The 17466-nt window shown below is 56.2% G+C and carries 13 protein-coding genes; 12 read left to right on the plus strand and 1 reads right to left on the minus strand.

Annotation, left to right across the window (positions count from 1 at the left end; genetic code table 11):
• The first annotated feature begins 539 nt into the window (after nucleotides 1-539).
• The 10 genes from BUA39_RS08440 to BUA39_RS08485 all read left to right on the plus strand — a co-directional run bounded on the left by BUA39_RS08440 (nucleotide 540) and on the right by BUA39_RS08485 (nucleotide 13727).
• Complete coding sequence (locus BUA39_RS08440) at nucleotides 540-1124, plus strand: ANTAR domain-containing response regulator (protein ID WP_072792635.1); 585 nt, start codon at nucleotides 540-542, stop codon at nucleotides 1122-1124.
• On the plus strand, nucleotides 1121-2293 hold the full coding sequence (locus BUA39_RS08445) for an ABC transporter substrate-binding protein (protein WP_072792637.1): 1173 nt from the start codon (nucleotides 1121-1123) through the stop codon (nucleotides 2291-2293). Before BUA39_RS08440 ends, BUA39_RS08445 begins: the two co-directional genes overlap by 4 nt.
• 271 nt (nucleotides 2294-2564) lie before the next feature.
• Nucleotides 2565-3929, plus strand: a complete 1365-nt coding sequence (locus BUA39_RS08450; protein WP_072792638.1) for a CmpA/NrtA family ABC transporter substrate-binding protein — start codon at nucleotides 2565-2567, stop codon at nucleotides 3927-3929.
• A gap of 162 nt (nucleotides 3930-4091) precedes the next feature.
• Nucleotides 4092-5174: an ABC transporter permease gene (locus BUA39_RS08455; RefSeq protein WP_072792640.1), complete on the plus strand. Its 1083-nt coding sequence runs from the start codon at nucleotides 4092-4094 to the stop codon at nucleotides 5172-5174.
• Between the two features lie 8 nt (nucleotides 5175-5182).
• Complete coding sequence (locus BUA39_RS08460; RefSeq protein WP_072792641.1) at nucleotides 5183-6886, plus strand: ABC transporter ATP-binding protein; 1704 nt, start codon at nucleotides 5183-5185, stop codon at nucleotides 6884-6886.
• A 3-nt stretch (nucleotides 6887-6889) separates the two neighbouring features.
• Nucleotides 6890-7306, plus strand: a complete 417-nt coding sequence (locus BUA39_RS08465) for a globin family protein (RefSeq protein ID WP_072792643.1) — start codon at nucleotides 6890-6892, stop codon at nucleotides 7304-7306.
• A gap of 8 nt (nucleotides 7307-7314) precedes the next feature.
• On the plus strand, nucleotides 7315-9756 hold the full coding sequence (nirB, locus tag BUA39_RS08470) for a nitrite reductase large subunit NirB (RefSeq protein ID WP_072792645.1): 2442 nt from the start codon (nucleotides 7315-7317) through the stop codon (nucleotides 9754-9756).
• The gene (gene nirD, locus BUA39_RS08475; RefSeq protein WP_072792647.1) at nucleotides 9753-10082 is read left to right on the plus strand and encodes a nitrite reductase small subunit NirD; all 330 of its coding nucleotides are present in this window, start codon (nucleotides 9753-9755) and stop codon (nucleotides 10080-10082) included. The genes nirB and nirD overlap by 4 nt, the downstream gene beginning before the upstream one ends.
• Nucleotides 10082-12700, plus strand: a complete 2619-nt coding sequence (locus BUA39_RS08480) for a nitrate reductase (RefSeq protein WP_072792649.1) — start codon at nucleotides 10082-10084, stop codon at nucleotides 12698-12700. The genes nirD and BUA39_RS08480 overlap by 1 nt, the downstream gene beginning before the upstream one ends.
• Nucleotides 12701-12722: 22 nt before the next feature.
• Nucleotides 12723-13727 carry an NAD(P)-dependent oxidoreductase gene (locus BUA39_RS08485; RefSeq protein ID WP_165610502.1) on the plus strand — a complete coding sequence of 335 codons (1005 nt, stop codon included), beginning with the start codon at nucleotides 12723-12725 and terminating at the stop codon, nucleotides 13725-13727.
• 17 nt (nucleotides 13728-13744) lie between these two features.
• Here the strand turns inward: BUA39_RS08485 and BUA39_RS08490 are convergent, their stop codons facing one another.
• A complete protein-coding gene (locus tag BUA39_RS08490) occupies nucleotides 13745-14683 on the minus strand; it encodes an asparaginase (protein WP_072792653.1) in 939 nt (312 codons plus the stop codon).
• A gap of 138 nt (nucleotides 14684-14821) precedes the next feature.
• Here BUA39_RS08490 and BUA39_RS08495 point away from each other — a divergent pair, with 138 nt between their 5' ends.
• Together BUA39_RS08495 and BUA39_RS08500 are read left to right on the plus strand one after the other, a co-directional pair.
• The gene (locus BUA39_RS08495) at nucleotides 14822-15742 is read left to right on the plus strand and encodes a carbohydrate kinase family protein (protein ID WP_072792655.1); all 921 of its coding nucleotides are present in this window, start codon (nucleotides 14822-14824) and stop codon (nucleotides 15740-15742) included.
• 458 nt (nucleotides 15743-16200) lie between these two features.
• Nucleotides 16201-17466: hypothetical protein (locus tag BUA39_RS08500; RefSeq protein WP_072792657.1), on the plus strand; the 1266-nt coding region annotated here is incomplete at its 3' end.

The following is a 17466-nucleotide window of genomic DNA, read 5'->3' on the forward strand; positions in this document are numbered from 1 at the left end:
ACCGACTATAGCTTTGAGTTCAGAACCTGTGAATCTAGGAATCAAATTGGCCTGCAAAAATGGCGTGTTATCGGACATTGCGGAACAAAAATTCCAATACTTTGCGCCTGTGGGGACTTGGGTGCCATGTTGGGGTATGTGCAAGCGTTAGGCGGTGCGGCTTTTTGGGATTAGTCGCAATACGGTATCGAAGATTTTACAGCAGTCAGTGCCGCCGACGTTTCATCGAGGGTTTCCTGGAGAGCAAAACTCATTAAAATAAATAATTTCAATTGGTTAGTTAACTATCTCAAACCCTCTTACGCACCAAATGTTCCAAAAGGCAAAGCTTGACCACGTGGCTTTTCTTTGTGAGCGGATTGAAAGGGCAGGCCTGTTTCTCCAACCGTGCAAGCGCACCTAATTCGATCAAAATTTAAGCTAACGCGCCTATTGTTTGTGCAAGTTGGCGCTTGGGCAGTGCCGAATGGCGCAGAATCGTCGCTCGGCGCTGCAGCGGCGCATAGATCAGAGGCTGGTATGTGCGTCAGAGAAACACATTGAGCAACGACTTAACCATTGTCATCGTGGAACGCGACAAAGAGCGCGCGCTTTCGATTGTTGATAGCTTGCTTGAGACAGGCGACCACAAGATTCATGTCCTTGCCGAGGAAAGTGGATTGTCTCGGTCCATTGCCCGGCTGCAGCCGGATGTTGTGCTCATCGATGTCGCCAACCCGTCGCGTGACACGATAGAGCAGCTCGCAACTGCGGCCTCGCCATTGGAGCGCCCTGTGGCTTTCTTTGTCGACCATAGCGATGCGCAGATGACCAAATCTGCGATTGAGGCGGGTGTGTCGGCCTATGTTGTCGACGGGCTCCACACGGATCGGATCAAACCGGTTATGGATGCTGCCATTGCGCGGTTTCAAATGTTTCAACGCATGCGGGCGGAACTCGAGACTACAAAGCGCGCATTGGAAGAGCGCAAGGTGATCGACCGCGCCAAGGGGCTGCTTATGAAAGCGCGCGGGATCTCGGAAGAAGAGGCCTATGCGCTACTGCGCAAAACGGCAATGGGTCAGGGCAAGCGCGTTGCAGATGTCGCCTCGGCCTTGGTGACCACGGCGGACCTGTTGTCATGAGCCTGCAACTTGTGAAAGCCGGCTATATCCCTCTTGTTGACGCCGCGCCGCTGATCGTTGCCAAGGAACTTGGGTTTGCCGAGGAAGAAGGGCTCTCGCTGGCCTTGGAGGCTGCGCCAAGCTGGTCGACGCTGCGCGATTTGCTCGCGTTTGGGCAAATCCAAGCGGCACATATGCTGTCGCCTGTGCCGGTGGCGTCGGCGCTGGGGTTGCTCGCCGGTTTGCCGCGATTGAACGCGCTGATGGTGACTTCGGCGAACGGCAATGTTTTTGGCCTATCAAGCGACATGACCAAACGGCTGTTGGATGCAGGTTTCGGCTTTGACCTGCACGACGCCAAAGTTGCGGGTCAAGCCATTGCCACCTTACCGCGGCCTTTGCGCATTGGGGTGCCGTTCGCGCTTTCGATGCATGCAGAGTTGGTGACGATGTGGCTGACCCACTTGGGACTGACGACTGGGCAAGATTTTCATATCCAAGCGGTGCCACCGCCCCTGATGACGGCTGCGATTGAGCGGCGCGAACTCGATGGGTTCTGCGTTGGAGAGCCTTGGGGCTCGATCACGGTGGAGCGCGCGGCGGGGTCGCTTGTATTGCCAACGGCGGCGATCTGGTCTTCGGCGCCCGAAAAAGTTCTAGCGGTACGCGAAAGCTGGGCTGAGGAAAATGATGAGACCGTCAGCGGGCTAATGAGGGCCGTTTGGCGGGCGTGTTGCTGGCTGTCTGACGAGAAGAACCTGACGATGGCGGCAGAGGTGCTTTCGACCGGCGCCTACCTTGGTATCAATTCCGAAGTGATTGATCGCGCGCTATCCGGGCGGTTTATCATCAATAGTACAGGCGACATGCGGCGGGTTGAAAACTTTCTGCGGTTTGAAGGCAACGGTGTCTGCTTTCCCTGGCTCTCGCAGGGTCGCTGGATCGCAGAGCGTCTTAGCCAACGCTACGGCTTGCCGGAAACAGCCGATCTTGCCGCTGCGTCGCAGGTGTTCCGCACGGATCTCTATCGCAAACACCTTTTCCCGATTGGGGCTGAAATGCCGCTGCGATCCTCCAAGATCGAAGGCGCGCTCACTCAGCCAACCGAGGTTTCGACGGTCTCTGGGAGCATGATTCTAGGGCGGGATCGCTTCTTTAATGACGAAATTTTCGATCCTAGCGCAGAATAGCGCCCAATTATTGTGCAATTGCAAAAAATCGCGCTGCAATGCAGCAAAAACGACGATTGATGACTCGTTCATACCATCAAGTGCTGTCATATTCAGATTGAAGCAGAGCAATGGCGCTCTGTGACGAGATTGCATCCCGCATTGATGCGGGTGAACTGAGCAAAGCCGCTCGACACTTGGGTCCCTCCTCTCCTCCCTGGGCCCAGATTGTCGGCGGCTTTTTTTTATTGCCCATCTGAGTTTGCGGTGGGCCACAACAAGGACGGAACGAATGAAACGAATTGCTTCCATTCTCGCGGCAACTGCAGCGATGGCCAGCCCGGCCGTTGCCGAGTTGGAGCTGGAAAAAGACGAACTGACTTTCGGCTTTATTAAACTGACAGACATGGCGCCGCTCGCCGTGGCCTATGAGCAGGGCTACTTTCTGGACGAAGGCCTGTTCGTGACGCTTGAAGCGCAAGCGAACTGGAAAGTTCTTCTGGACGGCGTGATTGACGGCCAGCTCGACGGCGCGCATATGCTGGCAGGTCAGCCACTGGCGGCGACCATCGGTTACGGCACCGAAGCGCATATCATTACACCATTCTCCATGGACCTGAACGGCAACGGTATCACGGTTTCCAACGAGATCTGGGAAGCGATGAAGCCAAATGTGCCTAAGATGGCAGATGGCCGTCCTCAACACCCAATCAGCGCATCCGCCCTAAAGCCTGTGGTCGAAGAATACACGGCGGCAGGCAAGCCATTTAACATGGGTATGGTTTTCCCAGTGTCCACGCACAACTACGAACTGCGTTACTGGCTGGCAGCGGGCGGTATTGAGCCAGGCTACTACTCCCCTGAAAACATCACCGGTCAGATCGGTGCGCAAGCGCTTCTGTCCGTGACACCGCCTCCGCAGATGCCAGCGACAATGGAAGCGGGCACCATCTATGGTTACGCCGTGGGTGAGCCTTGGAACCAGCAAGCAGTTTTCAAAGGCATCGGTGTTCCAGTGATCACTGATTACCAGATGTGGAAAAACAACCCAGAGAAGGTATTCGGCATCACCAACGAATTCGCTGAAGAATATCCAAACACCACCAAAGCGGTTGTGAAGGCTCTGATCCGTGCCGCGATGTGGCTGGATGAAAACGACAACGCCAACCGTGACGAGGCCGTTGAAATCCTGTCTCGCCCAGAATACGTGGGTGCGGACGCTGAAGTGATCGCGAACTCTATGACGGGCTTCTTCGAGTTCGAAAAAGGCGACAAGCGCGACATTCCAGACTTCAACGTGTTCTTCCGCTACAACGCGACCTACCCATACTACTCTGATGCGATCTGGTACCTGACACAGATGCGTCGTTGGGGTCAGATTGCCGAAGCGAAGTCTGACGAATGGTACTTCGACGCAGCGAAATCCGTTTACCGCCCAGACATCTATCTGGAAGCAGCCCGCCTACTGGTGGACGAAGGCATGGCGAACGAAGCCGACTTCCCTTGGGATAGCGACGGCTTCAAAGCGCCAACACCTGCTGAGGATATCATCGATGGTATCGCATACGACGGTAAGGCACCAAACGCCTACATCGACAGCCTGCCAATCGGCCTAAAAGGCGCGCAGACAGTCGTGGGCACCGAAGTTCAAGGCTAATTCAAATCTCCCTCGGTAGGGCACCTGATCTGGTGCCCTGCCACCCCCTTTCGCGATTTGACCTGCGTCCAACGACGGTCGCAGCTCTGATCGCAAAACACTGAACGAACGAACCCAGGTCCGGGACACTCGATACGCACCGGCCCACCAAGGAGCAAAACAATGACCGCCATCGATCCACAACAGTTGGACGACCAGGCCGCCCGCGAGGCGCGGAAGGCCAAGATCTTCACATGGATCAACAAAGCCGACACATGGTTCACCGTCCTGGGCCTCGGCTGGCTGACTCCAATCTTCCGTGCCATTGCGGGTGACAACCCAAAAGCACAATACAAAGAAATCTGGAAACTGGCTGGTGTGCCGGTTCTGGCGATTGTGGGCTTTATGTTCCTCTGGGCAACCTTGGCGCCACAGGTTCAAACCTCATTGGGTGCGGTTCCGGGACCATCTCAGGTTTGGGAACAGGCTGTTAACCTTCACGAAGATGCGCAGGCAAAAGCCGCCAAAAAAGCGCAGTTCGAAGAAAAGGTTGCGCAGCTGAACGAGCGTCTGATTGCACAGGGTAAAGAGCCAAAAGAACGCGCCTTTACTGGTGCGCCAAGCTATTACCAGCAGATCTGGACCTCGATCAAAACGGTGTTCTTCGGCTTTTTGATCGCCTCTGTTGTTGCGATCCCGCTGGGCATTCTGGCTGGCCTGTCGCCATATGCAAACGCAGCGATCAACCCGCTGGTGCAAATCTTTAAGCCGGTTTCTCCACTCGCATGGCTGCCTATCGTGACCATGATCGTGTCTGCGACCTACGCGGTGGACGGCGACGGCTGGTTCGCGAAGTCCTTCCTGAACTCGGCGATCACCGTGACGCTCTGCTCCCTGTGGCCAACGCTGATCAACACCTCTCTGGGTGTGGCTTCGATCGACAAAGACCTCGTGTCCGTGTCCAAGGTTCTGAAAATGAACACATGGACCAAGATCACCAAACTGGTACTGCCTTCCGCGCTGCCGTTGATTTTCACCGGTCTGCGTCTGTCCCTTGGTGTGGGCTGGATGGTTCTGATTGCCGCCGAAATGCTGGCGCAGAACCCGGGTCTCGGCAAATTCGTCTGGGACGAATTCCAGAACGGCTCTTCACAGTCCTTGGCGAAAATCATGGTGGCTGTCTTCACCATCGGCATCATCGGCTTCCTGCTCGACCGCCTGATGTATGCGATCCAAGCCGCCTTCACCTTCACAAACAATCGGTAATCTGACCCATGGCGATACTGAAACTCGATAACGTTTCTAAAAGCTTCGGCGAAGGCACAGCCAAGACCGACGTTTTGAAGAACATCAATCTGGAAGTCGAAGAGGGCGAGTTCCTCGTTCTTCTCGGCTTCTCCGGCACCGGGAAAACCACTCTGATCAACCTGCTTGCGGGTCTGGAGAAACCTTCCAAAGGTGCGCTGACCTACAAAGGCAAAGAGATCACCGGCCCGGGACCAGAACGCGGCGTGATCTTTCAAAGCTACTCTCTGATGCCTTGGCTGTCTGTTTCTGGCAACGTGCGACTGGCGGTCGACAGCGTCTTCCCAAAGATGCCTGCGGCTGAGAAAGACGAGAAAGTCGCGCATTACGTCAAGATGGTGGGCCTGAGCCACGCGGCGACACGTCGTCCTGCGGAACTGTCTGGTGGTATGCGCCAACGTGTGAACGTGGCGCGTGCCCTAGCGATGAACCCAGAGGTTCTGTTGCTGGACGAGCCGCTGTCCGCACTTGATGCGCTGACACGTGGCAACCTTGCGGATGAGATCGTGTCTATCTGGGCTGCTGAGAAACAAACCTGCGTTCTGATCACCAATGACGTGGACGAAGCCATTGTCATGGCCGACCGCATCGTCGCGCTGAACCCGGATGGCACCTTGGGTGAAGAGTTTAATGTTCCGCTGGCACGTCCTCGCGATCGCACTGCGATGAATAATGACGAGACCTTCAAGAAGCTGCGCAAGGAAGTGACCAGCTACCTGATGGATGTAGGCATCGAAGCGAAGGTTGAAGGCAGCAAAGAGCTGCCGAATGTGACCCCGATCCACGGTGTTCCAGCTGCGGTTGCGCAGGCACAGGAAGGCTTGATCGAGAACCGCTTCTTGGACTTCTCTCAGCTTCATAAAGTCTATCCGACACCAAAAGGTCCGCTGACCGTGGTTGAGGACTTTGATCTGAAGATCAACAAGGGCGAGTTCATCTCGCTGATTGGCCACTCTGGCTGTGGTAAATCCACGGTTCTCACCATGGCCGCGGGTCTGAACGAAATCTCTAAAGGGGCTATTAAACTGGACGGTCGCCACGTCGAAGGCGCTGACCCAGAGCGCGCGGTGGTGTTCCAGTCACCGAACCTCTTCCCTTGGCTCACCGCGCGCGAAAACTGTGCGATTGGTGTGGACAAAGTCTATCCAAAAGCCAGCCAGGCAGAGCGTCAGGACGTTGTGGAATACTATCTGGAACGGGTCGGCCTGGCCGATGCGATGGATAAATCTGCATCTGACATGTCCAACGGCATGCGCCAACGTGTGGGCATTGCCCGCGCCTTTGCCCTGTCTCCGAAACTGCTTCTGCTCGATGAACCCTTCGGCATGCTCGACTCCCTGACACGTTGGGAGCTGCAAGAAGTGCTGATGGAAGTTTGGTCACGCACAAAAGTGACCGCCATCTGTGTGACCCACGATGTGGACGAAGCGATCTTGTTGGCGGACCGTGTTGTGATGATGACGAACGGCCCACAGGCCACAATCGGCAAGATCACCGAGGTTGACCTGCCGCGTCCGCGCACCCGCAAGGCGCTTTTGGAACATCCAGATTACTACACCTACCGCCAAGAAGTGCTCGACTTCCTTGAGGAATACGAACACGGCGCGAAACCGAAACCCAAGGTTGAGGCATCTGCCAAACCCAAAGTGAAGCCAAAGATCGCAGCGGAGTGAACGATGGACGAAAAAGCAATCTCACTGGTTCAAGACAGCTTTGCCAAAGTTGTGCCGATAAAAGATCAAGCAGCGGAGATCTTTTACGCCGATCTGTTTGAAACTGCGCCGCAGGTGAAGCCCTATTTTGCCAATGCGGATATGACTGAACAAGGTTCAAAACTGATGGCGACTTTGGCCGTCGTTGTGAACGGGCTGCGTGATCTTGGAAAGATCGTTCCAGTCGCAGAACAATTGGCGGTTAAACATGTCGACTACGGTGTCAAAGCCGAAGACTACGACGCAGTTGGCGCGTCCCTGTTGCGGACGCTTGAAAAGGGTCTCGGCGACGCTTTCACACCAGACGTCAAGGACGCGTGGACCGGGGCTTACGCGACATTGGCTGGCGTGATGAAGACCGCGGCATATTCAGAAAGTTAAGGCTGACCATGAAACAGAAACTTGTTGTGATTGGTGCAGGGATGGCCTCGGGCCGTGTTCTTGAGCACCTGTTGGAGGTCAACAAAGGGGCCTACGACATCACGTTGTTCAACGCAGAACCGCGTGGAAACTATAACCGGATTATGCTGTCGCCAGTGTTGTCCGGTGAAAAGACCTACGAAGATATCGTGACGCATGATGCCGATTGGTACGAAGAAAACGGCGTGACCTGCCGCTTTGGTGAGCACGTGGTCGAGATCGACCGTGAGCGCAAAGTTGTGGTTGGCCAGAACGGTGAAGTTGCCTACGACAAGTTGCTTATGGCCACTGGTTCCGCGCCATTCATCATTCCAGTGCCCGGAAAAGACCTGCCCGGCGTGATTGCGTATCGTGATCTGGATGACACCAACACCATGATCGAGGCAACGCAAAAGCCAGGGGCCAAAGCAGTGGTCATCGGTGGTGGTCTTCTGGGTCTGGAGGCCGCAGCGGGCCTGAAGGCGCGCGGGATGGATGTGACCGTTCTGCACCTGATGGGTCACTTGATGGAACGGCAGCTTGATGAAGCGGCAGGGTATCTACTGCGCCGCGCGTTAGAGGACAAAGGCATCGAAGTGAAATGCCAAGCGTCGACAGCCGCGATCCTCGGCGAAGACAAAGTCGAAGCCGTTCTGTTGCAGGACAAAACCACAATCCCGGCTGACTTGGTTGTTATGGCCGTGGGTATTCGTCCGGAAACACGGCTGGCCAACGATGCCTCCATAGAAGTTGAACGTGGCATCACTGTTGACGACGCGATGCGCACTTCTGATCCGGACGTTTTGGCGGTCGGCGAATGTGTTGAACATAAGGGGCAGCTCTTTGGCCTTGTCGCGCCGCTGTATGATCAAGCAAAGGTCGTTGCTGCAACCCTGCTGGGTGATGCGGCTACTTTTGCCCCAAAAGAAGTCTCTACCAAGCTGAAAGTCACCGGCTGTGACCTCTTTAGCGCAGGGGACTTTGCCGAAGGTGAAGGGCGTGAAGACATCGTCTTCCGCGACCCGAGTCGAGGCGTATACAAGCGACTTGTTATCGAAAACAACGTGATCGTTGGCGCGGTCATGTATGGCGATACAGCCGACGGGAATTGGTTCTTTGGCCTGATCAAGGACAAGACCGACATTTCCGACATGCGCGATACGCTAATCTTTGGTCCAGCTTTTCAAGGAGGCGAACCGCTGGACCCCTTGCAGGCCGTTGCAGCCTTACCGGATGATGCAGAAATCTGTGGGTGCAACGGCGTATGTAAAAGTCAAATTGTCGAGGCCGTCCAAGGCGGTGCTACTGATCTGGGTGCGGTCCGCGCCCAGACGAAAGCTTCGGCTTCTTGCGGTACCTGTACGGGACTTGTCGAGCAGCTGATGGCTGTCACCCTTGGGGATGACTTCCAGATGCCAACAGCGCAGCCGGTCTGCGGCTGTACCGATCTTACGCATGAGGACGTGCGTCGGCTGATCAAATCGCAGGAGCTGAAATCGCAGGCAGCGGTCTGGCAGGAGCTTGGGTGGACCACACCCAATGGCTGTCATGTCTGCCGTCCGGCGATCAACTACTATCTACTGGCCGACTGGCCGGTGGAATACAAAGACGATCCACAGTCGCGCTTTGTGAACGAGCGACGTCACGCAAACATCCAGAAGGACGGCACCTATTCTGTAGTGCCTCGGATGTGGGGCGGGATGACCACGCCGGACGAATTGCGCGCCATCGCGGATGCCGCAGAGAAATACAATGTGCCAACCGTTCACGTCACCGGTGGCCAGCGGATCGACCTGCTGGGCGTGAAGGGCGAAGACCTTCCGGCCATTTGGAAAGATCTCAACGACGCAGGTATGGTCTCTGGCCACGCCTATGCCAAAGGTCTGCGCACGGTGAAAACCTGCGTCGGCAAAGAGCATTGTCGCTTTGGTACACAGGACTCCACCGGTCTTGGCATCAAGCTTGAGAAGAAACTCTGGGGCTCTTGGTCGCCACACAAAGTGAAGCTGGCCGTCTCTGGCTGCCCGCGCAACTGTGCGGAAGCGACGTGCAAGGATATCGGCGTTGTCTGTGTGGACAGTGGCTTTCAAGTCGGCGTTGCTGGCGCTGCGGGCATGGACGTGAAAGAAACCGAACGTCTGATGGATTGCGAGACCGAAGAAGAAACCATCGAGGTCGCAACCGCCTTCATGCAGCTTTACCGCGAGAACGCAAAATACCTTGATCGCCCATACAAATGGGTCGCCAAGGTTGGTCTTGATTGGGTCAAAGAGCAGATCGTCGAAGACATTGAAAATCGCAAAGCGCTCGTCGCCCGGTTCGAGCTGTCGCAGTCGATCTATCAAAAAGACCCTTGGGCCGAACTGGCAGCGCCAGACGAAGCACCAAAATTTGCGCCAATGGCGAACCTAACCCTGGAGGCCGCAGAATGAGCTGGATTGATATTGGGGCCATCGATGACATTCCCCTGCGCGGTGCGCGGGTCGTGAAAACCAAACTCGGCTGTGTCGCGGTGTTTCGCACCAGCGAGACCGAGGTTTTTGCGACCTCTGATCGCTGCCCGCACAAAAATGGGCCGCTGTCTGAAGGGATCGTGCATGGTCAGAAGGTCACCTGCCCTTTGCACAATTGGGTGTTCGACTTGAACACCGGAGAAGCGCAGGGTGCAGATGAAGGCAAGATCGACACGTTTCCGGCGAAAGTCGAAGCCGGACGCATTCTTCTGGACGGCACATTGTTGATGAATCGAGCAGCCTGATGACAACACCCATTCGGTCCACCTGTCCTTATTGTGGTGTGGGCTGCGGCGTTTTGTTGACGCCGCAGGCTGATGGTGGACTGAAGGTCGAAGGTGACCCAGAGCATCCGGCAAACTTAGGTCGGCTGTGCTCCAAAGGATTGGCGCTGGGCGATACTGTTGGTCTGGAAGGGCGTCTGTTGACCCCACAGGTGGATGGCACACCCGCCTCTTGGGATAAGGCGCTTGATCTGGTCGCTGATCGCTTCACGTCAACCATCGCAGAACATGGCCCGGATAGCGTGGCGTTCTATGTGTCCGGCCAACTTCTGACAGAGGACTACTACGTCGCCAATAAGCTGATGAAAGGCTTTATGGGCTCGGCCAATATCGACACCAATTCACGCCTTTGCATGGCCTCGACCGTCGCCGGTCACAAGCGCGCCTTTGGCACTGATACCGTGCCCGGTGTCTACGAAGACCTAGAAATCGCGGACTTGGTGGTGCTGGTTGGCTCAAACCTCGCGTGGTGCCATCCGGTTCTATATCAACGCCTCGCGGCGGCACGCGCGGCACATGGCACCAAGGTTGTCGTGGTTGACCCGCGCCGGACATCGAGCTGCGACATTGCTGATCTGCATCTGAAAATCGCGCCTGGCAGTGACGCTGCGTTGTTCAATGGATTGCTCACACATTTGGCGAGTTCAGGCGAGATAGACACTGATTTCGTTTCAAAGAACGTGACCGGGTTTGACGCGGCATTGGCCTCTGCTCGGGCGGACGATCCAAGCGTGACGGGTGTGTCAGATGCTGATCTCACACGCTTCTACGAAATGTTTGCGGCCACGGACAAAGTGGTCACCGTCTTTAGCCAAGGCATCAATCAGTCCTCCTCTGGGACGGACAAAGTCAATGCAATCATCAACTGCCATTTGGCGTCTGGCCGGATTGGACTGCCGGGCAGCGGACCTTTTTCAGTGACCGGTCAGCCAAATGCCATGGGAGGCCGCGAAACCGGCGGCCTCGCCAATATGCTGGCCGCGCACCTTGATCTGGAGAACGCAGAACATCGCGAGGCTGTCCAGACGTTTTGGGATGCGCCAACCATTCCGACCGAAGCCGGGTTGAAAGCGGTTGATCTGTTTGATGCCGTTGAAAGCGGTCAGATCAAAGCTCTCTGGATTGCCTGCACCAACCCAGTGGTGTCCATGCCCGACAGCGACCGCGTCGCCCAGGCAATCGCTGCGTGTGATTTTACTGTGGTCAGCGACCTGAATGCGCAGACCGACACCGCGCGATTGGCCGATGTTGTGTTGCCTGCGCTGGGATGGGGCGAAAAAAGCGGCACGGTGACCAATTCGGATCGCACCATCAGCCGCCAGCGTTCAGCCCTAAAGCACCCCGGACAGGCGCGCGCCGATTGGGACATCTTTGCCGATGTTGGGCGCCGCATGGGATGGGAGGCTGCGTTTGATTATCAATCCGAGGCTGACATTTTCCGCGAGCATGCGCAGCTTTCGCGGATCGCTGGCGATTTTGGCAAAGACTTTGATATCTCTGCGCTCTCGGATTTGTCGGATGCGGACTATGATGCGTTTGCCCCGCAACGCTGGCCAATCAGTGACACGGCCAACGGTGGCCGCTTCTTTGCGGACGGAGCTTTTTTCACGCCCACGGGCCGCGCGAACATGCTGCCGATTGCGTCGCGCGCGCCCGAAGCAAAACTCGATCAGCAGTTTCCGCTGCGCTTGAACTCTGGCCGCGCAAGGGACCAGTGGCACACGATGTCACGCACGGGTCTGTCTGCAAAACTGTGCAAACACCTTGCAGAGCCATTCCTGCAAATCCACCCAGAGGATGCCTTGGCTTGTGGTGTGGCCTCTGCGGATCTTGCCCTTGTGACAGGGCGCTCCGGCGAAGCGATTTTCCGGGTTTGGGTCACGGATGACGTGGCCAAGGGTGCGCCTTTCGCTCCCATTCACTGGACTGGCGAGACTGCCGCGGCTTCGGTCGTGGCACGGGTTATCCCGGCCATTACGGACCCCGTGTCTGGACAACCCGAAAGCAAATCTGCGGCGGTGAGCGTCACGAAATTCGAAGCGGCGTGGTATGCCTTTGCGGTCTCCGCCATCCCCCTTCAGCCAACTACGCCCTATTGGTCGCGCGTGCCCGTGGAAAATGGCTTGCGCGCCGAATTGGCCGGGCTGGACAGCGTGCAAGATTGGGCTAGCTATGCCAAAGAGCTTTTTGGCATTGAGAGTGACCCGATGATGGTGACAGATACAGTGGCGGGCCAAACCCGGCTTGCATTCTATGAAGGTGACGCGCTGATGGCGGCGCTTTATGTGGGGCGCGAGCCCGTCGCCGTGGCGCGCGATTTCATCGCGGCGCAGATCGGGCAACAGGCGCAGACCGTGCTGGCCGCACGACCGGGCAAAGATGTGCGCGACCCAGGACCAACCGTTTGCTCCTGCATGAGTGTCGGGCGCAACCAAATCCTCGACGCGATCCCGGCCAATGGCACGGCAAGTGTCGAATTCATCTGTCAATCAACAGGCGCGGGCACCAATTGCGGCTCTTGCCGGTCGGAAATTGCCCAGTTGATTGCGCGACCACGGCAGCCAATCGCGGCGGAATAGCGCCGTGATGCGCGCCTTTCCCATGTTCATCAAAACGACCGGCCGCAAGGTTGTCGTTGTCGGCGGAGCCGAAAATTCTGCGCAGAAAGTGCGGCTGTTGGCCAAGACCGACGCGCAGATCGTTGTCTGCGCATCTGAGTTGAATGCCGAGTTACGCCAGAAAATGGATGCTGGGCGTCTGACCCAGCATACTGGCCGGGTCGGCCCAGTCGAATTCGCAGGTGCTGCGATGGTGTTTGTCGCCACCGGCTGCGCTGGCGCGGATGTCGCCTATCGTGATCTTGCCAAGCAGGCGGGGCCTTTGGTGAACGTGGTCGACCGACCTGAATTGTGCGACATGACCACGCCGTCCATCGTGGATCGCACGCCCGTGGTTGTCGCCATTGGCACCGAGGGCACGGCTCCCGTGTTGGCGCGATTGATCAAAACGCGGATTGAAGGATTGCTGGAACCCAACCTTGGACGGCTTGCGGCGCTCGCCGGGCGCTTGCGTCCCGCCGTTGATCGCAGCTTTGCTGGCCAGCAGCGGGCCTTTTGGTCTTGGGTGTTCACCGGGGCACCAATGGCGAAGTTCCGAGCGCGTGATGAAGGTGGCGCGGCGCAGGAGATCGAAGCTTCCATACGCAATCGTGTGTTGCCGGAGACAAACGGATTGCACCCAATTGACGTGATTGAGACAGGCGCAGAAAGTGCTGACCTTCTAACGATGCGCGCGGTCGCGAAGTTGCAGGAAGCGGATGTACTTTTTCACGAGGCGGCGGTCGGCAAAGATGTATTGGAACTTCCCCGTCGCGATGCTGACCGAATTGCGATTGGGGATGGTGCGGCTCAGCAAAAAGACGCGGCGCAATCTATTTTGCAACAACAATCCTCTGGCGCTCGGGTTGCGGTTCTTGTGACAGAGGCAAACGATTTTGCAAATGCACTCGCCAATGCTGCGCCTACAAGTGCGCAAGTTCAGATCATAGTTCACCGTCAAGGACGCGCATCAGAGACCGTCCCCGCTATCCAAGCCATCGCTGAATAGTGGACAGACAGAGCGACCTAAATGAATTCTCCGCACAAGCGGGAGTTCAAACGCGCAATCGGATCGCCCGGCCATGAAAGCGCGTGATGCAGCTTTGCATAGGCAGCTTCCACCGTCATGTCGCGCCCATCGATCACACCATTATCGCGTAGTACCGCGCCAGCAGCATAGGTGCCAAGCGCCATGCCGCCTTCGGGGCATTGGCTGACCGCCAAGACCGGAATGCCGCGATCCTGCGCCCTGCGCAATGCACGAACAAGGCCTGCGCTTTCCGGTGCGGTGCCTGACCCATAAACCCGAAGCAGCAAAGCATCGCTCTGTTCCGCTGCATATTGGAACATGCCCGTCGACAATCCCGGTGCCATTGCAAGAATAGCAACATCGGCATCGCCATAGCTGTGTGCTTTCAAACGAGGCCCCACCTGCACCGGAGGCGCGCCGCCTTCATTCACGCGGAAGGCATCAAACTGTGTCGAATGTGATTTGCGCACGCGCGCGCCATGCATCAACTGGCCCGCAAATTGAACCCATACACCATGCGGTGCCGTATGCGTTGCCCTCAGGCTGTCCAAGAGGTTGCGTTTGCCATCTGATCCCGGAACGGATAGCGGCAACATCGCCCCCGTTACAATCACAGGCTTCGCAAGACCCTCCAGCGCGAAGCACAAAGCGGCTGCCGTATAGGCCAGCGTGTCGGTGCCGTGTGTCACGACGAAACCGTCGTAGCTTTCGTACCGTTCAGCGATGACCGAGGCGACGCGCGACCAATCTCGCGGGCTGGCATTTGCGCTATCAAGCAGTGGCTCGAGCAGATGAATGTCAAATGACCCGGTCACATCACCGGACTTCTGCAAGGCCGCGACCTCTGCTTCGACAACGCCAACCTGCGGCGCAAACCCGTTCTCGGTTTGCACCATGCCGATCGTGCCGCCAGTATGGATCAAGAGATATGCCATGACCCTGCCTACAGCGGATGAATTTCCGACGCCAGATCAGAAAGGGATTGGCAAACGATCTGAGGATAGCTATGCACGCTGTTAGCGGTAACATTTGGGAGATGTTGGCCCGCGCGTTTACGTTTTAGGGGGAACGCCATGATACTCTGCGCCGGAGAATGCTTGATTGATATGCTGCCACGTCAGATCGACTGTGCCCCAGCGCTCCTGCCAACGCCGGGTGGCGCGGTGATGAATACGGCCATCGGTCTCGGGCGGCTGGGTGTTGATGTCTCTTTTCTGTCGGGCATTTCGACCGATCAATTCGGCCGCTTGATCGAAGCCCATCTTGAAGCAAGCAACGTCGACCTACAGTTCGCGCACAAAAGCGACCGGCCGACAACACTGGCGTTTGTCGACTTTTCAACCGGCACTGTGACCTATGATTTTTACGACGAAAACACGGCAGGCCGGTGCCTTTCGACGACAGATTTACCCGAATTGCCAGATGCCGTTGATGCGCTGTTTTTGGGCGGTATCAGCCTGATCAATGAACCCGCCGCAGAGGCCTATGCGCAGCTTGCGTCCGCCTACCCCCAAAAGCTCTTAATGCTTGATCCAAATATCCGTCCCAGCTTTATAAAAGATCAGGCTGCCTACCGAGACCGGCTCAATCGGTTGCTTGCCCATAGCGATATTGTAAAAACGTCTGACGAAGACCTCGAATGGCTTTTCCCAGACGCCCACGACACGAAGGAAGGCATCGCAGCCCTGCTGTCGCTCGGCCCGTCCATCGTGCTGTTTACCGAGGGCGCAAAAGGTGCCACTGCCTGGCGGAAAACAGGTGGCACTGTCTTTGTCTCCGCACCAAAAACCACGGTTGTGGACACGGTCGGTGCCGGAGATACATTCAATGCAGGCTTCCTTGCCGGGCTGTCAGACCAAAACCTGCTCTCCCCAAAGGCCAGTGCCAACATCAGCGACACACAGCTTGAAACGGCGCTTGATCTCGCGGTCCGTGCGGCAGCCTATTCGGTTTCGCAACAAGGCGCCCAGCCACCGCGCCGGGAGCAACTCTGACGCAAGGAATCGCCTGAGCGGTGCGACTGCTTGTCTTCCTTTTTCCGCCCTAGCACAAATTCCGGTCACAAGTTTGGGACTCTAACTCGGTCGCCAACCGCCAAAGAACTCTGATTATGCAATCGCTTGGCACAATTTTGCCACAAAGTTACCATAATGTTGACAAATTTGAGTATCGAACCGATACTTCAATTGGAAGTAACAATAATGATCGCAGAACTAGGGCCAGAGAATTGACCTGTCATTAAGTGCAAATTGACAGGCACCCCCTGTAATCTGTGATCGCGGTTTGAGTGCAATTCGCAAGAGATCAACCCAGCAGTGGGGCGGTCGCTTTGCGCACGGATTTCTGACCTCCCCCAAACACTATTTGCGACAGTTCGAGGCGAGATTCTCCTGCGTCGTAACAATTGCGTAAATCCGGCTCGGCTCTTTGATACCTTTGGGGGAGGAACACGATGCCTACATATAGTGAACTCATTAATGGCACCACTTATCACGACCTTAGCACACGTTACGGCGACGAAGCGGAAATCAACGGTGCGCTGTTCCTAACGCAATCGCCAGAGACTTCAGCGGGTACAGGTTTGATACAAGCCTTTGTCCGTGTGCAGGCAGATGGTGACGAAGATGGCTTTAACACCGATGATCGCCCATTGCAGAATGACGAGAATTCTTCACCCAGTTTTACGAAATCACTGACCTTAGACCAGGTTCCGATCATCGAAATCGACGGCGTAGAATATTACGAATTCCGCCTCGACATTAACCAGAAGAATTCCGATCCACTTTTGTCATTGGATGAACTTCAGGTCTACGTCAGCCCGGATGATGACTACGGCACAACTCTGACCGAACTGCAAAGCGAAGCGGATCTTGTCTATGACATGGATGGGCTTGGCGACACCTCTGTATTGTTGGATTATTCCCTTCAAGCCGGCAGCGGTAAATCCGACATGTTCTTTTATGTGCCGGTGTCGAATTTCGAGGCCGAGTTGGGCGAGAACTACGACGCCTCTTCAACCTATGTTGTGCTTTATTCTGAATTCGGCACCACTGGCGAACTGGTCGATACCGACTCAGATGGCGTCGGTCCGGATGAAGACCTGAGCGGCAATTATGCGACCAACGACGGCTTCGAAGAATGGTCCGTCTCCAAGGATTTCGAAGGCCCGATGATCTCGGGCTACAAATGGAATGACGTCGACGGTGACGGCATATGGGACGAGGGCGAAGAGGCCCTGTCCGGTTGGAAGATCGACTACGAATACACGGTTGGCAACGGTGCCAACGCAGTCCTGGTCGTTGGCACGACGACAACCTCTGACGGCACGACAGATGTAAACGGCGACGGCATACTTGATGATGTCGGGAGTTACTACATCCCACTCGAAGGCGGCAGCAATCAGAACTATTCAATCACGATCACGGAATTCCAGCAGGACGGTTGGCAAGTCACCTACGATGGTGATGGTACGCTGGACGGCAGCACGGTTGTCTCAATCAATAAGAACGACATTCCCGACAACGTTCCGAATGGCGATTTTGAAGTGACCGAAAAGATGAACTTCGGGAACTTCAAGAACTTCAACATCACCGGTTACAAATGGGATGACACCGACGGTGATGGCGTCTGGGATGCGGGTGAGACCGGCATTGAGAACTGGACGATCTATCTGGATTCCAACAATGACGGCGTCGCTGACAAGACAACGACCACGGAT

The sequence above is a fragment of the Cognatishimia maritima genome (assembly GCF_900129685.1).
Lineage (GTDB): Bacteria > Pseudomonadota > Alphaproteobacteria > Rhodobacterales > Rhodobacteraceae > Cognatishimia > Cognatishimia maritima.

Coding starts and splice junctions, on each gene's coding strand:
- BUA39_RS08460 (WP_072792641.1), top strand. CDS start 5,183: ATGGCGATACTGAAACTCGATAACGTTTCTAAAAGCTTCGGCGAAGGC.
- BUA39_RS08485 (WP_165610502.1), top strand. CDS start 12,723: ATGTTCATCAAAACGACCGGCCGCAAGGTTGTCGTTGTCGGCGGAGCC.
- BUA39_RS08495 (WP_072792655.1), top strand. CDS start 14,822: ATGATACTCTGCGCCGGAGAATGCTTGATTGATATGCTGCCACGTCAG.
- BUA39_RS08465 (WP_072792643.1), top strand. CDS start 6,890: ATGGACGAAAAAGCAATCTCACTGGTTCAAGACAGCTTTGCCAAAGTT.
- nirB (WP_072792645.1), top strand. CDS start 7,315: ATGAAACAGAAACTTGTTGTGATTGGTGCAGGGATGGCCTCGGGCCGT.
- BUA39_RS08490 (WP_072792653.1), bottom strand. CDS start 14,683: ATGGCATATCTCTTGATCCATACTGGCGGCACGATCGGCATGGTGCAA.
- BUA39_RS08480 (WP_072792649.1), top strand. CDS start 10,082: ATGACAACACCCATTCGGTCCACCTGTCCTTATTGTGGTGTGGGCTGC.
- nirD (WP_072792647.1), top strand. CDS start 9,753: ATGAGCTGGATTGATATTGGGGCCATCGATGACATTCCCCTGCGCGGT.
- BUA39_RS08450 (WP_072792638.1), top strand. CDS start 2,565: ATGAAACGAATTGCTTCCATTCTCGCGGCAACTGCAGCGATGGCCAGC.
- BUA39_RS08445 (WP_072792637.1), top strand. CDS start 1,121: ATGAGCCTGCAACTTGTGAAAGCCGGCTATATCCCTCTTGTTGACGCC.
- BUA39_RS08455 (WP_072792640.1), top strand. CDS start 4,092: ATGACCGCCATCGATCCACAACAGTTGGACGACCAGGCCGCCCGCGAG.